Raw genomic sequence first — 16707 nt, forward strand, 5'->3', positions numbered from 1 at the left:
TCAGGAAGCCTGACGACGTTCCTGCCAGGTCTCGCGCACAACATCCAATGCCATCATCACAGCACCGACGGTAATTGCCGAGTCAGCCAGATTAAAAGCCGGAAAATACGAACGATCCCAATGTACGGAAATAAAATCGATCACATGACCATACACCAGGCGATCAAATAAATTGCCCAAAGCACCGCCTAAAATCAGCGCCAGCGCAACCGGCATCCAGATTTGTGTACGCGGCAAACGTTTCAGCCAGACAATCAGCATGACACTCACGCCAAGTGAAACAGCGGTAAAAAACCAGCGCTGCCAGCCAGACTCATCAGCGAGAAAACTGAAGGCCGCCCCACGGTTATACAGCAGGGTAAAATCCAGTACGGGCAATAAATATACCGGACGGCCATACGTCAGCATCATTTCGGCCAGCTGTTTGGTGGCGATATCCAGTACGAATACCGCCAGTGCCAACCAGAGCCAGATTAATGCTGAGCGGGACTGCTGAGAATTCGGCATTTATGCAAAACGACGGACTTCGCCATCGCCCTCCACGTTTTCCACACAACGGCCGCACAGCGTCGGATGCTGAACATTCTGACCAATATCATCGCTGTGGTGCCAGCAGCGCTCACATTTGTCATGTGCAGACGCTTTAACCTGCACACGCAAACCTGTCAGCTCGGTTTCAACACCGGCTGCAGCATTGAAATCCAATACCTGAACACCGGAAGTAATGAGCACGAAACGCAGTTCATCACCCAGTTTTTCCAGCTGAGCTTTCAGTTCAGGCTGCGCGTAAATTTCTACTTCGGCACTCAGGCTGGCACCAATGATTTTATCGGTACGGGCTTTTTCCAACACACCGTTCACGGCAATTTTGGCGGCGATAATATCGGCCCAGAACGCATCATCAAAGGTGCTGGCTCCGGTGTCAGGGAAAGCGTTGTACCATTCGGCCAGCATTACCGATTCCTCGCGCTCACCGGCCAGACAGCTCCAGATCTCTTCTGCGGTAAATGACAGAATCGGAGCAATCCAGCGACTCATCGCTTCCAGCACGTGGTACAGAGCCGTCTGCGCACTACGGCGTGGCAGACCATCGGCTTTACAGGTGTACTGACGGTCTTTAATCACATCAAGATAGAAACCACCCAGCTCCGTCACACAGAAATTCATCAGTGTTTTGGTCAGGCCTTTAAAGTCATAGTTGTGGTAGTAACCAATAACCTTGTCCTGCAACTGGCGGGTATAATTCACCATCCAGGCATCCAGCGGCAGCAGTTCATTTCCGGCAACCATATCGGTCTGCGGGTTAAAGCCATTAATATTGGCCAGCAGGAAACGACAGGTATTACGTACACGACGGTATGAATCCGCACTGCGCTTGAAAATGTCCTGAGACACCGTAATTTCACCGGTGTAATCAACATCACCAACCCACCAACGCAGAATATCGCCCCCGTACTGTTTAATAACCTCGGCAGGCTCGATCGTATTGCCCAGCGACTTGGACATTTTGTGGCCATTACTGTCGACCGTAAAACCGTGCGTCAGCACACTTTTATAAGGTGCTTCACCGTACGCGGCGACACTGGTCAGCAAGGAGCTCTGGAACCAGCCACGATGCTGGTCTGAACCTTCCATATAAAGATCAGCCGGTGCCCGCAATCCTTTACGCTGACGCAAAACCGCGCTGTGGGATACACCGGAATCAAACCATACATCCAGCGTATCGGTGACTTTTACATAGTGTTCGGCGTCAGCGCCTAACAGCTCAGCGGCTTCGAGTTCAAACCAGGCATCAATACCTTTTTCTTCAACTTTCAGGGCCACTTTTTCAATCAAGGCCGCAGAATCCGGATGCAGTGCACTGGTTTCTTTATGCACAAATAACGCAATCGGCACACCCCAGGTACGCTGACGGGAAATACACCAGTCAGGGCGGTCGGTCATCATGCTTTCGATACGCGCCTGACCCCAGCTTGGCTTCCACTCGATATTTTCATTCACTTCATGCAGGGCTTTTTCCAGCAATCCGGCCTGATTCATACTGATAAACCACTGCGGCGTGGCGCGGAAAATAATCGGCGTTTTATGACGCCAGCAATGCGGATAGCTATGAGTAATTTTCGCTTTTTTCAGCAATGCGCCTTTTTCTGCCAATAACCCCAGCACACGGAAATTACCTTTATCGGCGGTACTTAATCCTGCCAGCTCCAGCGCATCCAGAGCCGCGTTGCTGATAAAGTTACCGGCGCCATCAACCAGCATATCGTCAGATTTAACGTCAAAACGTTTAGACACCACAAAGTCGTCCGCACCGTGCATAGGTGCGGTATGCACCGCTCCGGTACCGGACTCTGCTGTTACGTGATCACCGGTAATGACAGGCACATATTTCGCACCGCCGTCTGCCGCGGGCATAAACGGGTGTTGTACAACGAAAGGTGCTGTTGCTTGCCCATCCAACTGGCCAAAAACCGAACCTTTAGCCGTGGCTATCACTTCAAAACCATCAGCCGCGATACCGTAGCGCTGCATGGCATCGTTCACCAGATCGGCGGCCAGCAGCAGAATTTCATCCTGTTCTTTCAGCAATACCAGCGAGTATTCCAGCGTCGGGTGTACAGATACGGCTTCGTTAGCCGGCAGCGTCCATGGTGTGGTGGTCCAGATCACAATACTGATCGTTTTTGCCGCCAGAGATTCATCAGCAGCAAAAGCCTGCAGCAATGCAGTGCTGTCCGCAAAGGCGAATTTCACATCGATAGCGATGGATTGTTTATCCTGATATTCCACCTCAGCTTCGGCCAGTGCAGAACCACAGTCAGAGCACCAGTTAACCGGTTTAAAGCCTTTGTGCAGATGGCCGTTATCGATGATTTTACCCAGCGTACGGATGATGTCGGCTTCGAATTTAAAATCCATGGTCAGGTACGGGTTTTCCCAGTCCCCCAGTACCATCAGGCGTTTGAAATCGGCGCGCTGGCCATTCACCTGCTCCATCGCATATTCACGGCAATGCTTACGGAATTCACTGGCGCTGACATTCACGCCAACCTTGCCGACTTTTTCTTCCACTTTTAATTCAATCGGCAGACCGTGACAGTCCCAGCCTGGTACGTAAGGTGAGTCCTTACCGCTGAGCGTCTGCGACTTAACGATGATGTCTTTTACGATTTTATTAATGGAGTGACCCAGGTGAATCTTGCCGTTCGCGTACGGCGGGCCATCGTGCAGAATAAACTGATCACGGCCGGCACGGGCTTCACGAATTTTCTGGTACAGGCCAATCTGCTCCCAACGGGCGAGCATTTCCGGTTCACGCTGTGCCAGATTTCCGCGCATCGGGAAGTCGGTATCGGGCAAATTCAGCGTCGCTTTATATTGGCTTTCCACTTTATCGTTCATAGCTGCGTCACTTTTCTGAAAGTCTGAATTCGGTTCAAAATCGGGATGAATCAGGCAAGGCGGCAAAATAATGTCTGGCCGCTGTTTTATCGGCCGCAATGGCCTGCTTTAGTTCATCCAGACCAGAAAATTTCTGTTCTTCACGGATTTTATGTAAAAACTCCACCGTTAAATGGCGGTGGTAGAGATCGCCCTGAAAATCCAGCAGGTGTACTTCCAGCGAAGGTTCCGGCTCTCCGCTGACGGTGGGCTTAACGCCGCAATTGGCCACGCCCTGATATTTCTGCCCTGTAGCCTCATCAATAGTGCACACCGCAAATACACCACTGAGCGGTAATTTACTGCGCCGCACCATCACATTGGCCGTTGGCGTATCCAGCATACGGCCCAGCTGACGGCCAAAGGCGACACGGCCCGACATGCGGTAAGGGTGTCCCAGCAGATGCGCGACACGCGCCAGATTATTCGCGGCCAGCTCGCTGCGTATGCGGGTACTGCTGACCCGCTCGCCGTCCACCTCAAAGGTGGAAGTATCCTGCACACAAAAGCCATGTTCTTTGCCGGCCAGGGCCAGCGCCTGATAATCACCGCTGCGGTCACAGCCAAAACGGAAATCATCGCCGACGATGAGGTGCTTAACGCCTAAGGCAGAAATCAGAATATCGCGGATAAAGGCATCCGCCGGCATAGAGCGCAGTGTCTGATTAAATGGCAGGCACAGCACATAATCCACGCCCTGAGCGGCCAGATCCTGCAGTTTCTCACGCAGATTAGCCAGACGTGGCGGTGCCACCTGAGGCGCAAAAAACTCCTTCGGCTGGGGCTCGAATAACATCACCAGGGTTGGCACCGAGTGTTGCTGCGCGACCGCTTTAAGCGCCCGCAGAATCCCCTGATGGCCAAGATGCAGGCCATCGAAATTACCGATCGTAACCGCACAACCGCTGAAGTCTTCCGGAATGTTATGAAGCCCACGCAATAAGCGCATCTACAACCACTACCCGCCGAATACAAAGGGCCGGATTATAGCCAAATGACTGCTCAGGGAACAGCCATTTGGCCAGCCCTGTGATTTCAGAACACTTCGCCACGCAGGTGACGCAAACGCAGGCCTGCTGCAATCAGCAAAGAAAAATACAGAGCAATGCCGGAGACAACGATCAGCGCCATCCAGCCGGCACGCAGTGAAGGCGACCATTCCAGCCAGCTCTGCGCCGGCCCCATCAGCCACCACATAAGTGCCGCCAAAGCGCCATTAGCCAGCGCTAACTTGCCGGCAAAAGACCACCATCCGGCCTGCGGCTGATAGACCCCCTGCTTTCGCAGGCCGCGGTACAGCATATACACGTTAAAATAGGCCGACAGCGAGGTCGCCAGCGCCAGACCCGCATGAGCGAACGGGAAAACCAGAATCAGGTTCAGCACCATATTCACCACCATCGCCTGAATACCGATTTTTACCGGGGTTTTCGTATCCTGACGGGCGTAATAGCCCGGCGCCAGCACCTTAATCATCATAAAGGCCAGCAAACCACTGCCGTAAGCTTGCAGGCTCAGGCTCATCTTGCCGACATCGTAGGCCGTCACTTCGCCATGGAAGAAGATGGTCGACATCAGCGGCGTCGCCAGCAGCACCAGCGCCAGCGCTGCCGGCAGGGCAATCAGAAACACCATACGTACCGCCCAGTCGAGGGTACGGGAAAAGCTGTCCTTTTCATCCGCGGCATGACGGCCCGACAACGCCGGCAGAATCACCACGCCGATAGCGATAGCAAAAACACCCAGCGGCAGGTTGTTCAGGCGGTCGGAGTAATACAGCCAACTCACCGAGCCGCTTTCCAGAAAAGACGCCAGCAGAGTATCCAGCAGCAGATTGATCTGACTGACCGATACACCAAACAGCGCCGGCACCATCAGACTGCCGATACGCTTAACGCCTTCATCTTTGGGCTGATATTGCGGGCGCACCAGCAGCCCCAGCCGCGCCACAAACGGCAACTGAAACACCAGCTGCACCAGCCCAGCCAGGCACACGCCCCAGGCCAGCGCAAACAACGGCTCTTCAAACCAGTCGGTCATCACCAGCGTGGCGAAAATCATGCACAGATTCAGCAACACCGGAGTAAACGCCGGCACCGCGAAACGGCCGTAACTGTTCAGTACGCTGGAAGCAAAGGCCGTCAGCGAAATAAACAACAGATAAGGAAAGGTGATACGCAGCAGATCGGCGGTTAAAGCAAATTTTTCCGGATCATTACGGAAGCCCGGCGCAAAAATCCAGGGCAGATAATCGGCAAACAACAGCGCCAGCAGTGTCACCGCCAGCAGTGCCGTTCCCAGCACACCGGAAGTACGGGCAATCAGCAGCTGCACTTCTTCCAGCGGCCGCAGGCGGCGGTATTCGCTCAGCACCGGCACAAAAGCGACGGAGAAAGCCCCTTCGGCAAACAGACGGCGGAAGAAATTGGGAATTTTGAAGGCAACAAAGAAAGCATCGGCGCGGGCACCAAAATACTGCGCCACTACCACATCACGGATCAGCCCCAGCACCCGGCTGAGCAGCGTCATCAGGCTGACAATCGACGACGAACGCAGCAGGCCCAGACCTTTACCGGCTGGCTTCTGTTCGGCGGGAGTAGGGTCTTGCGGTTGCGTCATACGAGTCTCCATTTACCTGCGCGTATCATACGCAGCTACACCGGAAAGTCTGTAGGAAAGCCTGCAGGAAAGTCAGCCGGGCCTGGCCATATCCGCGCAGCAAACGACAGAAACAAAAAAACCCGCAAAAGCGGGTTTTTCGTCCGAACCGGAACGTTAATCAGAGATTAACCTTTCAGTGCGAAAACCTTAGCATTCAGACGACTCTTGATACGTCCAGCAGTATTCTTGTGCAGAATACCTTTGTTCACCATTTTGTCGATGTAAGGTTGAGTCTTAGTAAACGCAGCCTGGGCTTGGTCATAGTCGTTAGTCGCAACAGCAGCGTGTACTTTCTTAATGTAAGTACGCACCATTGAGCGCAGAGCTACAGTACGAGCACGACGTTTGATAGCCTGACGGGCGCGTTTACGAGAACCAGCGGAATTTGCCACAGTCGGCTCCTCAAAATTGGTTTATCAATCAAATCTAAGAGGGCCGGGATTATCCAGACATCCCGCCCCAGTGTCAACAAGGGCACCGCTTAAAAAGCAGTCCCTTCCCTTAATGATCAGTCGATGATCACTTTTGCAAAAGACTTCACCAGCGAATCCACGGCTTTCATCTGCTCCAGATACACTTCCAGCTTGTCCAGCGGTAAGGCACAAGGGCCGTCACACTTGGCTTCAGCCGGATTCGGATGCGCCTCCAGAAACAGACCAGCAATCCCCAGAGCCATACCGGAACGTGCCAGCTGGAACGCCTGCTGACGGCGTCCATCGGCAGAATCGGCACGACCACCAGGACGCTGCAACGCGTGCGTGGCGTCGAAAATAACCGGCGCCATGGTCTTCATATCGTCCATACCCAGCATATCCACCACCAGGTTGTTATAACCAAAGCTGGAACCACGCTCACATAACATGACGCGCTCATTACCGGCTTCAGCAAACTTCTTGATGATATGGCGCATTTCATGCGGCGCCAGGAACTGCGGCTTCTTCACGTTAATGGCCGCACCGGTTTTGGCCATAGCCACCACCAGATCGGTCTGACGCGCAAGAAACGCAGGCAGCTGGATAACATCCACCACTTCAGCCACAGGTGCGGCCTGATAAGGTTCGTGTACATCGGTGATCAGCGGTACGTTAAAGGTCTTTTTGATTTCTTCAAAAATCTTCAGACCTTCTTCCATGCCCGGACCACGGTAGGAATTGATCGAGGAGCGGTTAGCCTTGTCAAAAGATGCTTTGAACACATACGGAATACCAAGCTTTTCCGTTACTTTTACGTAGTGTTCACAGATCTGCATTGCCAGGTCACGGCTTTCCAGCACATTCATGCCGCCAAACAAAGTGAAAGGCGCGTCATTACTGACGTTAATACCGGCTACGTTTACGGCCTCGATCATGTTATTCCTCTGCTTATTCTTACTTTTACTTAACGCACAGCCCAAGTGCTGCACCAAAGTTACAAGACTACCAGATTATCGCGGTGAATAATCTCCGGCTCGGCAATATACCCCAGAGCCTGCTCCAGCTGCGCAGTCGGTGTGCGCACAATTTTCTGCGCATCAGACTGGTTGTAATTGACCAGACCTTTAGCCACCAGATTGCCCTGCTCGTCTTTACAGGCCACCACCTGGCCACGTTCAAATTTACCGCCAACCGCCACCACACCAATCGGCAGCAGACTGCGGCCACCTTCGCGCAGGGCTTTAATCGCCCCGGCATCCAGCACCAGTTCACCATGGGTCTGTAAATGCCCGGCAATCCACTGCTTACGAGCCGCCACCGGCTCTTTATCAGCCAGTAACATAGTACCCAGCACTTCACCGGCCCGCAGACGGGTTATGACGTTATCAATGCGGCCACCGACAATCACAGTATCCGCCCCAGAACGCGCCGCCAGTTTGGCCGCACGGATCTTGGTGATCATGCCACCACGCCCCAATACACCGCCGCCGCCGGCCATCGCCATATACTGCGGATCTGAGGCGCGGCCTTCGGCAATCAGCTCAGCACCTGGGTTTGAACGCGGATCAGCGGTAAACAGGCCCAGCTGATCGGTCAGAATCACCAGCACATCGGCTTCCACCAGATTGGCAACCAGCGCACCAAGGGTATCGTTATCGCCGAATTTGATTTCGTCGGTAACCACGGTGTCGTTCTCATTGATCACCGGCACCACACCCAGACTGAGCAACGTGCGCAGGGTACTGCGGGCATTCAGGTAACGCTTGCGGTCACTGAGATCGTCGTGGGTCAGCAGAACCTGTGCGGTAGCGCGCTTGTGACCGGCAAAAGCCGTCTCATAGGCCTGCACCAGCCCCATCTGCCCGACCGCCGCAGCAGCCTGCAGCTTATGCACTTCGTCCGGACGCTTACTCCAGCCCAGACGGGTCATGCCTTCTGCCACCGAACCCGATGATACCAGCACTACTTCGTGACCCTGCTGCAGCAAAGCTGCAATCTGATCCACCCAGCTCTGCATACCTTCACGATTCAGACCACGGCCATCATTGGTCAGCAGCGCGCTGCCGATTTTAATGACCCAGCGCTTCTGTTGCGCCAGCTTCTGCCGGGTTTCCTGCCACTCCACAGCCGTCATTGCTTTCTGCCTGTTGCTCTCTGCGACTGCTCTTTCGAGCGTTATGGTTAGCCGCGATTATTCGCGGGTATAAATAACTTCCACGTCGTAATCGTCATCATCATCGTCATCCTGATCCAGCTCGCGCTGCTGACGACGGCGCTCGTGCAGATACTCGATATGCTCACGCGCTTCGGCTTCAACCTGTGCACGCTCTGCCTGTAACTGCTCGGCAAATTCTTCATCTTCCTGGGCACGTAAACGACGCTGCTCAATGTATTCCATGATGTCGCAGCTGATTTTAAACGTACCCTCGCGGTTAATCGCGGCAATACGGTATACCGGCCCCTGCCACTGCAGGCGGTCGATAACGTCCTGACAACGCGCTTCGCGTTCTTCTTCCGGCACCAGATCCAGCTTATTCAGCACCAGCCAGCGGTCACGCTGCGCCAGACCAGGAGAAAACTGCTCCAGCTCGTTGCTGATGGCCTGTACGTTTTCCGCAGGATCGGAGTCATCGAAGGGTGCCATGTCGACGATATGCAGCAATAAGTGAGTACGCACCAGATGCTTGAGGAAACGCGTCCCCAGACCGGCACCATCAGAGGCCCCAGGAATCAGACCCGGAATATCCGCCACCACAAAGCTACGGTGCGCTTCGACCGATACCACACCCAGATTCGGCACCAGCGTGGTAAACGGATAATCCGCCACCTTTGGCTTGGCTGCAGAAACGGCACGGATAAAGGTCGATTTACCGGCATTCGGCAAACCCAGCAGACCTACGTCAGCGAGCACTTTCAGCTCCAGCTTGAGGTTGCGTGATTCGCCCGGCTGACCCGGCTTGGTTTGGGTCGGCGCCTGGTTGGTACTGGATTTGTAACGGGTATTACCCAGACCATGGAAGCCGCCACGGGAAACCATCAGCAGCTGACCATGTTCGGTCAGGTCGCCCAGCGTTTCACCGGTGTCTTCATCAATAGCCGTCGTGCCGACCGGAACTTTCAGATAGAGGTCAGCACCTTTATAACCGGTACAGTTACGGCTGGAACCGTTCTTACCGTTTTCGGCCTGATAATGACGCGTGTAACGGTAATCGATCAGGGTGTTCATGGCGTCATCAGCTTCCAGAAAAACCGAACCACCATCACCGCCATCACCACCGTCCGGGCCACCTTTAGGGATGAACTTTTCGCGACGGAAGCTCATACAGCCATTGCCGCCCTTGCCCGCCTGAACGGTAATTCGCGCCTCGTCGACGAATTTCATGCCTTATATCCTCTTGAATGCAAACAAAAACGCCCTGACTTCAAAGTGAACTTTGCAGCCAGGGCGCTCGGGTAAGTCGTGCAGCGATTAAGCGGCTGGAACGATACTTACAAACTTACGGTTTTCCGGACCTTTTACCTCGAAGGTAACAACGCCGTCTGCAGTAGCAAACAGAGTGTGGTCACGGCCAACTTTAACATTGGTACCAGCGTGGAAACGGGTGCCACGCTGACGAACGATGATGCTGCCTGCTTTTGCAGCCTGGCCACCAAACAGTTTGACACCAAGGCGTTTACTCTCGGAATCACGACCGTTACGGGTAGAACCACCAGCCTTTTTGTGAGCCATTGCTTTTCTCCTGTTTTGGGGTCACTGCAACACTGCGGATGCGGCGGTTTGGCAAACCGGCACGGACCCCGGACTTAATTCAGATAATTAGCCAGCGATGCTGGTGATTTTCAGTTCAGTGAACCACTGACGGTGGCCCATTTGCTTCATGTGGTGCTTACGACGCTTGAACTTCAGAATCTTCACTTTCTTGTGACGACCATGAGCAACGACTTCAGCAGTCACTTTAGCGCCTGCAACAACAGGAGCACCGATCTTAACGTCATCGCCGTTACCGATCAGCAAAACTTTTTCCAGAGCAACGGATTCGCCGGTAGCGATTTCCAGTTTCTCAACTTTCAGGGTCTGGCCTTCTTCAACACGGTACTGTTTACCGCCAGTTACTACTACAGCGTACATACTGTAATCTCCACATGAGCCCATAAACGGGCACTTACTTGGCTGCTACTTTCACGACCTGCTTCTACTGGCAACGCTCTGGTTTCCATATGGCAGGGAGCAGAATTTCGGGGCGCGAGACTATACCCCAGCTTATTCACGCGCGCAAGTCACAATCCTATTGGGCGGTAAGCCTGCCATCCGGCTGACATCAGCAGCGAAAACTCCCGGCCAGCGGCGACGGCAATTACAGGCCAAAAAGTAAAAATATGCTGAAAAGCCGGTTTCAGGCGGCCAAAAACGCACTTTTTCACCCGCTATCGTTGTCAGCCCTTCCAGTACATCGCTACACTGCACGCCTTCAGCCGCTCCGGTTCTGCCTGCAAGCTCCGCCGGAGTCGAGCGCCGTTTTTTATAAGGCCCTTAATTCATGCAGATACAAGATATTCTCGCTGTCGTCAGCGACGAATTTCAGGCGGTGGATCGCCTGATCCATACCCAACTGGCATCGCGCGTTCCCCTGGTTGAAAAGATCGCCGACTACATTGTCAGCAGCGGCGGCAAACGCATTCGCCCGCTACTGGTACTGATGACCGCCAAAGCATTCGGCCAGTGCAACGAGCAAGCGGTTAAGCTGGCCACCGTGATTGAGTTTCTGCACACCGCCACCCTGCTGCACGATGACGTGGTCGATACCTCGGACATGCGCCGCGGCAATCCGACCGCCAATGCCAAATGGGGCAACGCTCCCAGCGTACTGGTCGGTGACTTCCTGTACAGCCGCGCCTTTACCATGATGGTTGAACTGGGCTCTCTGCCAACGATGAGCATCCTGTCGAATGCCACCTGCGTGATAGCTGAAGGTGAGGTTCTGCAACTCACCAACGTAAAGAACCCGGACACCAGCGAAGCGCAGTATATGGATGTTATCCATGGCAAAACGGCAATGCTGTTTGAAGCCTCAACCCATGCTGCCGCCGCTCTGCTGCAATGCACTCCCGAGCAAAGCCGGGCCATGCAGGAATATGGTAAGGAACTGGGCATGGCTTTCCAGCTGATTGATGACGTGCTGGATTACGAAGGCGATGCCGAAGCCATGGGTAAAAACGTCGGCGACGATCTGGCCGAAGGCAAGCCAACCCTGCCGCTGATTCACGCCATGGCTCAGGGTAACGAACAACAGCGCAGCCTGATCCGCTCGGCGATCCGCAAAGGCGGCCTTGACGATATGGCCGACGTACTGAATGCCGTACGCGAACTGGGCTCGCTGGAATACACCCGTCAGAAAGCCTACGACTGTGCTGACCGCGCCCAGGCGCATCTGCAACTTTTACCGGATTCAGAGGCCAAAGAGGCCCTGCGTGCGCTGGCGTTACTGGCGGTGAAGCGTAATACCTGACAGACGGACAATGACCCGGAGGTTATCTGTGGCGAAGTGGTTACTCTTGTGTATTTCTCTGTTCTGGCTGCCGGCGCAGGCTGGCTTGCTGGACAGCCTGACCGGTAACGACGAGCCGGACTTTCTGCCGGTCGAACAGGCATTTCCGCTGACCACGCTGATCGATAATGGCCAGCTGCACGCCAGCTGGCACTCCGCCGATGGCTATTACCTCTACAAGCACCGCATTTTTATCCAGCAGGGTGAGCTGAAGGCCGACCCGGTGTACTACTCGCATCCGGGTAAAGAAAAAGAAGACGAAGCCTTTGGACTGGTCACTGCATTTTATGGTGAGCTGGATACCCGCTTTGACCTGAGCCGGTTTCAGCCCGGTGAACTGGTATTGCACCACCAAGGCTGTGCCGACGCCGGCCTGTGTTATCCGCCACAGCGCTCTCGCCTGACCATTACTCAGGCCGATATCCAGGCTGCACAAAACACAACAGCCAATGCCAACTCCGATACGACATCAGGCAACACTGCCACAGACAGTACTGGCAACTACAAAGCGAACAACCAAACTAACGGCGCAGCAGACAGCTGGTTCAGCAACCGCTCCTGGGGCGCAGTGGTCGGGCTGTTTTTCCTGCTTGGTCTTGGTCTGACCTTTACCCCCTGCGTGCTGCCGATGGTGCCCATCCTGACCACGGTTGTTCTGGGTCAGAAGAATACCTCCGCCAGCCGTGGCTTTATGTTGTCATCCATCTACGTGCTCGGTATGGCGCTGACCTATGCCGCCGCCGGTCTCACCGTAGGCCTGCTGGGTGCCGGAGCCAATATTCAGGCCTGGATGCAAACCCCCTGGGTACTGATTCTGTTTGCCGTTCTCTTTGTGCTGCTGGCACTGGCCATGTTTGGCCTGTATGAGCTGCAACTGCCTTCTGGCCTGCGTAATCGTCTAAACCAGCTGAATCAGAACCAGAAAGGCGGTCAGTGGCTGAGCGTCTTTATCATGGGCGTTCTCTCCGCTCTGGTGGTATCCCCTTGTGTGTCTGCTCCACTGGCGGGTGCGCTGGTTTATCTGAGCACCACCGGCGACGCTGTTTTGGGAGGCAGCGCATTACTGGCGCTTGGCCTCGGTATGGGCGCACCACTGATTGTGCTCGGCACCACCGGCGCTTCGTTCCTGCCTAAGGCCGGCGGCTGGATGAACCAGATCAAGGCATTCTTTGGCATTCTGCTGCTGGGCGTTGCCATCTGGCTGCTGAGCCGTATCCTGCCCGAGAGCGTCAGCCTGCTGCTGTGGGCACTGCTGGCACTGTTTTACGGCATCAGCCTGGGTGCACTGGAACCGGCCGCCAGCGGCATACAGCGGCTGGTTAAGGGTCTGGCCTGGGTATTTTTACTCTACGGCATCATAGCCTTTGTTGGCGTGCTGCAGGGTAACAGCAACCCGCTGCAACCACTGAGCGGCGGTCTGGTTGCGGCTAACACTAACAGCACAACAGCGCACAGCTCAGCCTTCTACCGCAGCGATTCCGTTACCGATATTGAGCGCCGGATTGCTGCCAGCCAGCAACCGGTGATGCTCGATCTGTACGCCGACTGGTGCATCAGCTGCAAAGTGATGGAAGAAGAAATCTTTGCCGAGCCCGACGTGCAGCAGATGATGAAGAACGTCCTCTGGCTGCAGCTCGACGTCACCGATAACAGCGCCGAACAGATTGCCTTTATGCAGAAGCACGCCATCTTCGGCCCGCCAACCATTCTGTTTTTCAACCAGCAGCAGGAAATGCAATCCGCCCGTATTGTCGGTGAGCTGAGCAAAGACAGCTTTGTTGCCCACATCCAGAAGCATCTGCCCTGAAGGCATTCAGCAAGCCTCCCGGCAGGCTTGCCTTTTATTTTCTCCGGGCTATGATCGCCTCACAGCTATTGAGAAATAACATTATATGAAACACCTCCTTCCCCTGTCGCAGGCCAGAACCTTCCAGAACTGAGCCGGAGAGCACCTCACTCTCCGGCGCAACATAACGTCTGTTATCAGTTATGGAGAGAAACATGATTTCCTGTATTCCCAACCCGGTGCGGCAATTAGGTCAGCGCCTGCAACAGCATTTGCTCACCACGGATGCCTTCAGCTACCGCAGCCCTTTACAGTTGCTGAAAGCCTATAGCGATGTGCGGCAAAGCAGCCCGGAAAACCAGCGCACGATTCGCCTGAATTCTCTGGTGGTGCTGCAGTCTGCTGAGCGTTTTTCTGTGGTTCTGACGTCTCCGGCCGATGCCGACCCCGGTAAGTACCGCATTTCCATTCTTTCGCCGCTGGGAGCCGCTCTGAACGGCTTGCAATCCGGCGACAACTGCGCGGTGAATATTATGGGCATCCGCTCTGTCTTCACCGTTATTCAGGTCATCAACTGACCGTCCGGAAATGGAGGATATCGCCTTGAAGCCCATAACCTGCCGCGTGCCCGGGGCACAAACAGCTCTTCAGTTATCCGCAAGTTGCTTCTGTCTCTGCGGCAGACAGGGCAGCAGCGCTGAACGGAGTTATTGCTATGGCAAAACAAGAGAAGAAACAGCCGGCCAAAACGCTGAAAGAAAAGCGCCGTGACAAACGCGCGAAGAAGCAAAATCCGGCATAAGCCTGCTCGGGGGCCAATACAGACCGGCCCCCGCCCTTGAAACTTCATTACCGAAGACGCATATAGATGGCATGTTTTCGCGGAGATTCCATCATGCATTACACCTGCCCATCCTGTGCGGCCATTAACCGCATCCCTGAAGATCAGCAACAAAAGCTGCAGGCCCAGTGCGGGCGCTGCAAACAGCCCTTATTCAACGGTCATCCGGTGGAGCTGAACGACAGCAATTTCCAGCGTTTTCTGCTGAAAAATGATCTGCCGGTGGTGGTGGACTTCTGGGCCAGCTGGTGCGGCCCGTGTCAGATGATGGCGCCGGTATTTACCCAGCTGTGCGGACAGATGCAACAACAGATGCGCTTTGCCAAGGTAAACACCGAACAGGCGCAGCAAACCAGCGCGCAACTGGGCATCCGCAGTATTCCAACGATGATTGTTTATCATCAGGGAAAAGAAATTGACCGTCTGGCCGGAGCCTTACCGGCACCGCAGCTGCAACAGTGGTTGCAGGCGGCGCTGAGTAAAATTCACTGATCTCAGACAGAGTCTTTGGCAGGCAGGCGCTTTCCGGCAATATCAGCCAGCGCCTGCAGCACCGGCTGCAGCGGGCCAGTGACATCTGCGCAGTTACGATACAGGCGCTCCAGCTGACTCATATGATTACGCACCAGCTGCGTCAGATGCTGCTCCTGATCCGGATCGAGATTCAGCAACAGCAGCTCTTCTGACAACTCCAGCTCCAGCTCCTGCACGGTTTCACGCGCACTGTTTAACCCCTGATCCTGACGCTGCTGCAAATGCTGCAGGGCATATTCCACATCGTCCAGTGCATTCAGCAGCGTCTGTTGCTGATGCAGTTTGTGCTCAGTCGCCAGCGACTGCAGCCTTGCATGTACACTGCTCATAAGAACGCACAGGTGATCTTTTATCCGGCCATAGCGTGCCTCTTCCTGCCAGGGCACGTTCTTGATCAGCACGGATGCATTACCAAAGTTCACTATCATGCGTTTTTCCAGCTCGATAATACGCGCGCCTTCGCGGCAGCTCAGCAACAGCTCCGCTTCCAATGGCCGCACCTGCTCAGCATGCGAGACAAAACAGAACTCCGGCCCCGTCCAGCAAGCCAAAACAGCATTCAGGCCAAAGTTTTTCAGGCTGGCAATCAGCACAGAGGCCAGCTGCTGGCGGTTTTTACAGCCCATAACCTGCTCGATAAAGCGACTGATCTCCCCCTGCTCCGCCGAGTGAGTCATGGCTTCAAACGCCGCCTGGCGGGCATAATCGGCCGATGATTGCAGAATTTCCCGCTGCTCACTGCTGAGCAGAGCGCGTTCAACCTTGGCGCGCATCTCGTCAATATTAAAAGGTTTACTGATAAAATCGTCGGCCCCGGCAGCATACCCCTGCAGACGCTGGTCAAGATCACTCTGACCGGAGACAAACAGAATCGGCGTATGGCGTGTTGCTTCACGGGCGCGCAACAGACGACAGATTTCATAGCCATCACGGCCCGGCATCTGAATATCCAGCAGAATACAGTCCGTCTCCGGACGCAGACCATTCAGAAACCCTTCCGGATCGGTAAAGGACTGAACATCGTAGTTATCCAGCGCGCGCTCAAGCAACCTGACCATGCTGATCTCATCATCCAGCAGCGCAACGTTGTTACAACTCATATCCCTCTCCCTGAAATAATTAACGATTTGATCTGCATCAACTATAGCAAAGCCCCTGCAAACGACAGGGATTCGCCTGATCTGTATCAAGACGCTTTCTGCCAGAGCAGGCAATCTGAAAGCATCTGCAAAAGGAGGCCTGATAATGACAATTGAACACCACGACCTGCACAGCGAATTTCCGGACATGGGCGACCAGATCCGTTCCCTGAAAATGAAAGACCGTCACTTTGCCCGTCTGTTTGACGAGTACCATGAAGTTGACCGCGAAGTACGTAAAATCGAAGAAGCCGTTGAAGCGGCCTCCGATGAGCGCCTGGAAGGCCTGAAAATGCGCCGTCTGCATCTGAAGGACGACTTGTATGCGATGCTGAAAAGCGCCTGA

At 54.5% G+C, this 16707-nt stretch carries 16 protein-coding genes; 5 read left to right on the forward strand and 11 right to left on the reverse strand.

Annotation, left to right across the window (positions count from 1 at the left end; all coding sequences use genetic code 11):
• From lspA to rplU, 10 genes are all read right to left on the reverse strand, one after another.
• Complete coding sequence (gene lspA, locus B3P58_RS19570) at positions 1 to 507, reverse strand: signal peptidase II (RefSeq protein ID WP_145469719.1); 507 nt, start codon at positions 505 to 507, stop codon at positions 1 to 3.
• Entirely contained in the window at positions 508 to 3402 is a 2895-nt protein-coding gene (ileS, locus tag B3P58_RS19575; protein ID WP_286719947.1) for an isoleucine--tRNA ligase, read from the reverse strand.
• A gap of 34 nt (positions 3403 to 3436) precedes the next feature.
• Entirely contained in the window at positions 3437 to 4390 is a 954-nt protein-coding gene (ribF, locus tag B3P58_RS19580; RefSeq protein ID WP_230332710.1) for a bifunctional riboflavin kinase/FAD synthetase, read from the reverse strand.
• Between the two features lie 86 nt (positions 4391 to 4476).
• Positions 4477 to 6060, reverse strand: coding sequence for a murein biosynthesis integral membrane protein MurJ (gene murJ, locus B3P58_RS19585; RefSeq protein WP_286719950.1), 1584 nt, complete (start codon positions 6058 to 6060; stop codon positions 4477 to 4479).
• Between the two features lie 167 nt (positions 6061 to 6227).
• Positions 6228 to 6494 carry a 30S ribosomal protein S20 gene (rpsT, locus tag B3P58_RS19590; protein ID WP_145469723.1) on the reverse strand — a complete coding sequence of 89 codons (267 nt, stop codon included), beginning with the start codon at positions 6492 to 6494 and terminating at the stop codon, positions 6228 to 6230.
• A 116-nt stretch (positions 6495 to 6610) separates the two neighbouring features.
• Positions 6611 to 7450, reverse strand: coding sequence for a 3-deoxy-8-phosphooctulonate synthase (gene kdsA / locus B3P58_RS19595; RefSeq protein ID WP_145469724.1), 840 nt, complete (start codon positions 7448 to 7450; stop codon positions 6611 to 6613).
• A 59-nt stretch (positions 7451 to 7509) separates the two neighbouring features.
• Positions 7510 to 8649, reverse strand: coding sequence for a glutamate 5-kinase (gene proB, locus B3P58_RS19600; RefSeq protein WP_286719955.1), 1140 nt, complete (start codon positions 8647 to 8649; stop codon positions 7510 to 7512).
• A 57-nt stretch (positions 8650 to 8706) separates the two neighbouring features.
• Positions 8707 to 9897, reverse strand: a complete 1191-nt coding sequence (gene cgtA / locus B3P58_RS19605) for an Obg family GTPase CgtA (RefSeq protein WP_225692213.1) — start codon at positions 9895 to 9897, stop codon at positions 8707 to 8709.
• Between the two features lie 87 nt (positions 9898 to 9984).
• The gene (gene rpmA, locus B3P58_RS19610; protein WP_145469726.1) at positions 9985 to 10245 is read right to left on the reverse strand and encodes a 50S ribosomal protein L27; all 261 of its coding nucleotides are present in this window, start codon (positions 10243 to 10245) and stop codon (positions 9985 to 9987) included.
• Positions 10246 to 10332: 87 nt separating this feature from the next.
• A complete protein-coding gene (rplU, locus tag B3P58_RS19615; RefSeq protein ID WP_145469727.1) occupies positions 10333 to 10644 on the reverse strand; it encodes a 50S ribosomal protein L21 in 312 nt (103 codons plus the stop codon).
• A 409-nt stretch (positions 10645 to 11053) separates the two neighbouring features.
• Between rplU and B3P58_RS19620 the strand changes: the two genes are divergently transcribed.
• From B3P58_RS19620 to trxC, 4 genes are all read left to right on the forward strand, one after another.
• Entirely contained in the window at positions 11054 to 12022 is a 969-nt protein-coding gene (locus B3P58_RS19620; protein ID WP_230332707.1) for a polyprenyl synthetase family protein, read from the forward strand.
• A gap of 28 nt (positions 12023 to 12050) precedes the next feature.
• Positions 12051 to 13868: a protein-disulfide reductase DsbD gene (dsbD, locus tag B3P58_RS19625; RefSeq protein WP_286719960.1), complete on the forward strand. Its 1818-nt coding sequence runs from the start codon at positions 12051 to 12053 to the stop codon at positions 13866 to 13868.
• 194 nt (positions 13869 to 14062) lie between these two features.
• On the forward strand, positions 14063 to 14425 hold the full coding sequence (locus tag B3P58_RS19630) for a GreA/GreB family elongation factor (RefSeq protein ID WP_286719962.1): 363 nt from the start codon (positions 14063 to 14065) through the stop codon (positions 14423 to 14425).
• Between the two features lie 317 nt (positions 14426 to 14742).
• A complete protein-coding gene (trxC, locus tag B3P58_RS19635; protein WP_286719965.1) occupies positions 14743 to 15180 on the forward strand; it encodes a thioredoxin TrxC in 438 nt (145 codons plus the stop codon).
• Positions 15181 to 15182: 2 nt separating this feature from the next.
• On the opposite strand, the gene B3P58_RS19640 is transcribed toward trxC, so the two are convergent.
• Positions 15183 to 16322 carry a response regulator gene (locus B3P58_RS19640; protein WP_286719968.1) on the reverse strand — a complete coding sequence of 380 codons (1140 nt, stop codon included), beginning with the start codon at positions 16320 to 16322 and terminating at the stop codon, positions 15183 to 15185.
• A gap of 145 nt (positions 16323 to 16467) precedes the next feature.
• On the opposite strand from B3P58_RS19640, the gene B3P58_RS19645 reads away from it, so the two are divergent.
• Positions 16468 to 16707, forward strand: coding sequence for a YdcH family protein (locus B3P58_RS19645; protein WP_145469734.1), 240 nt, complete (start codon positions 16468 to 16470; stop codon positions 16705 to 16707).

Origin of the sequence: Thalassolituus sp. UBA2009 (assembly GCF_002335285.1) — a bacterium.
Taxonomy (GTDB): Bacteria; Pseudomonadota; Gammaproteobacteria; order Pseudomonadales; family Oceanobacteraceae; genus Venatoribacter; species Venatoribacter alkanivorans.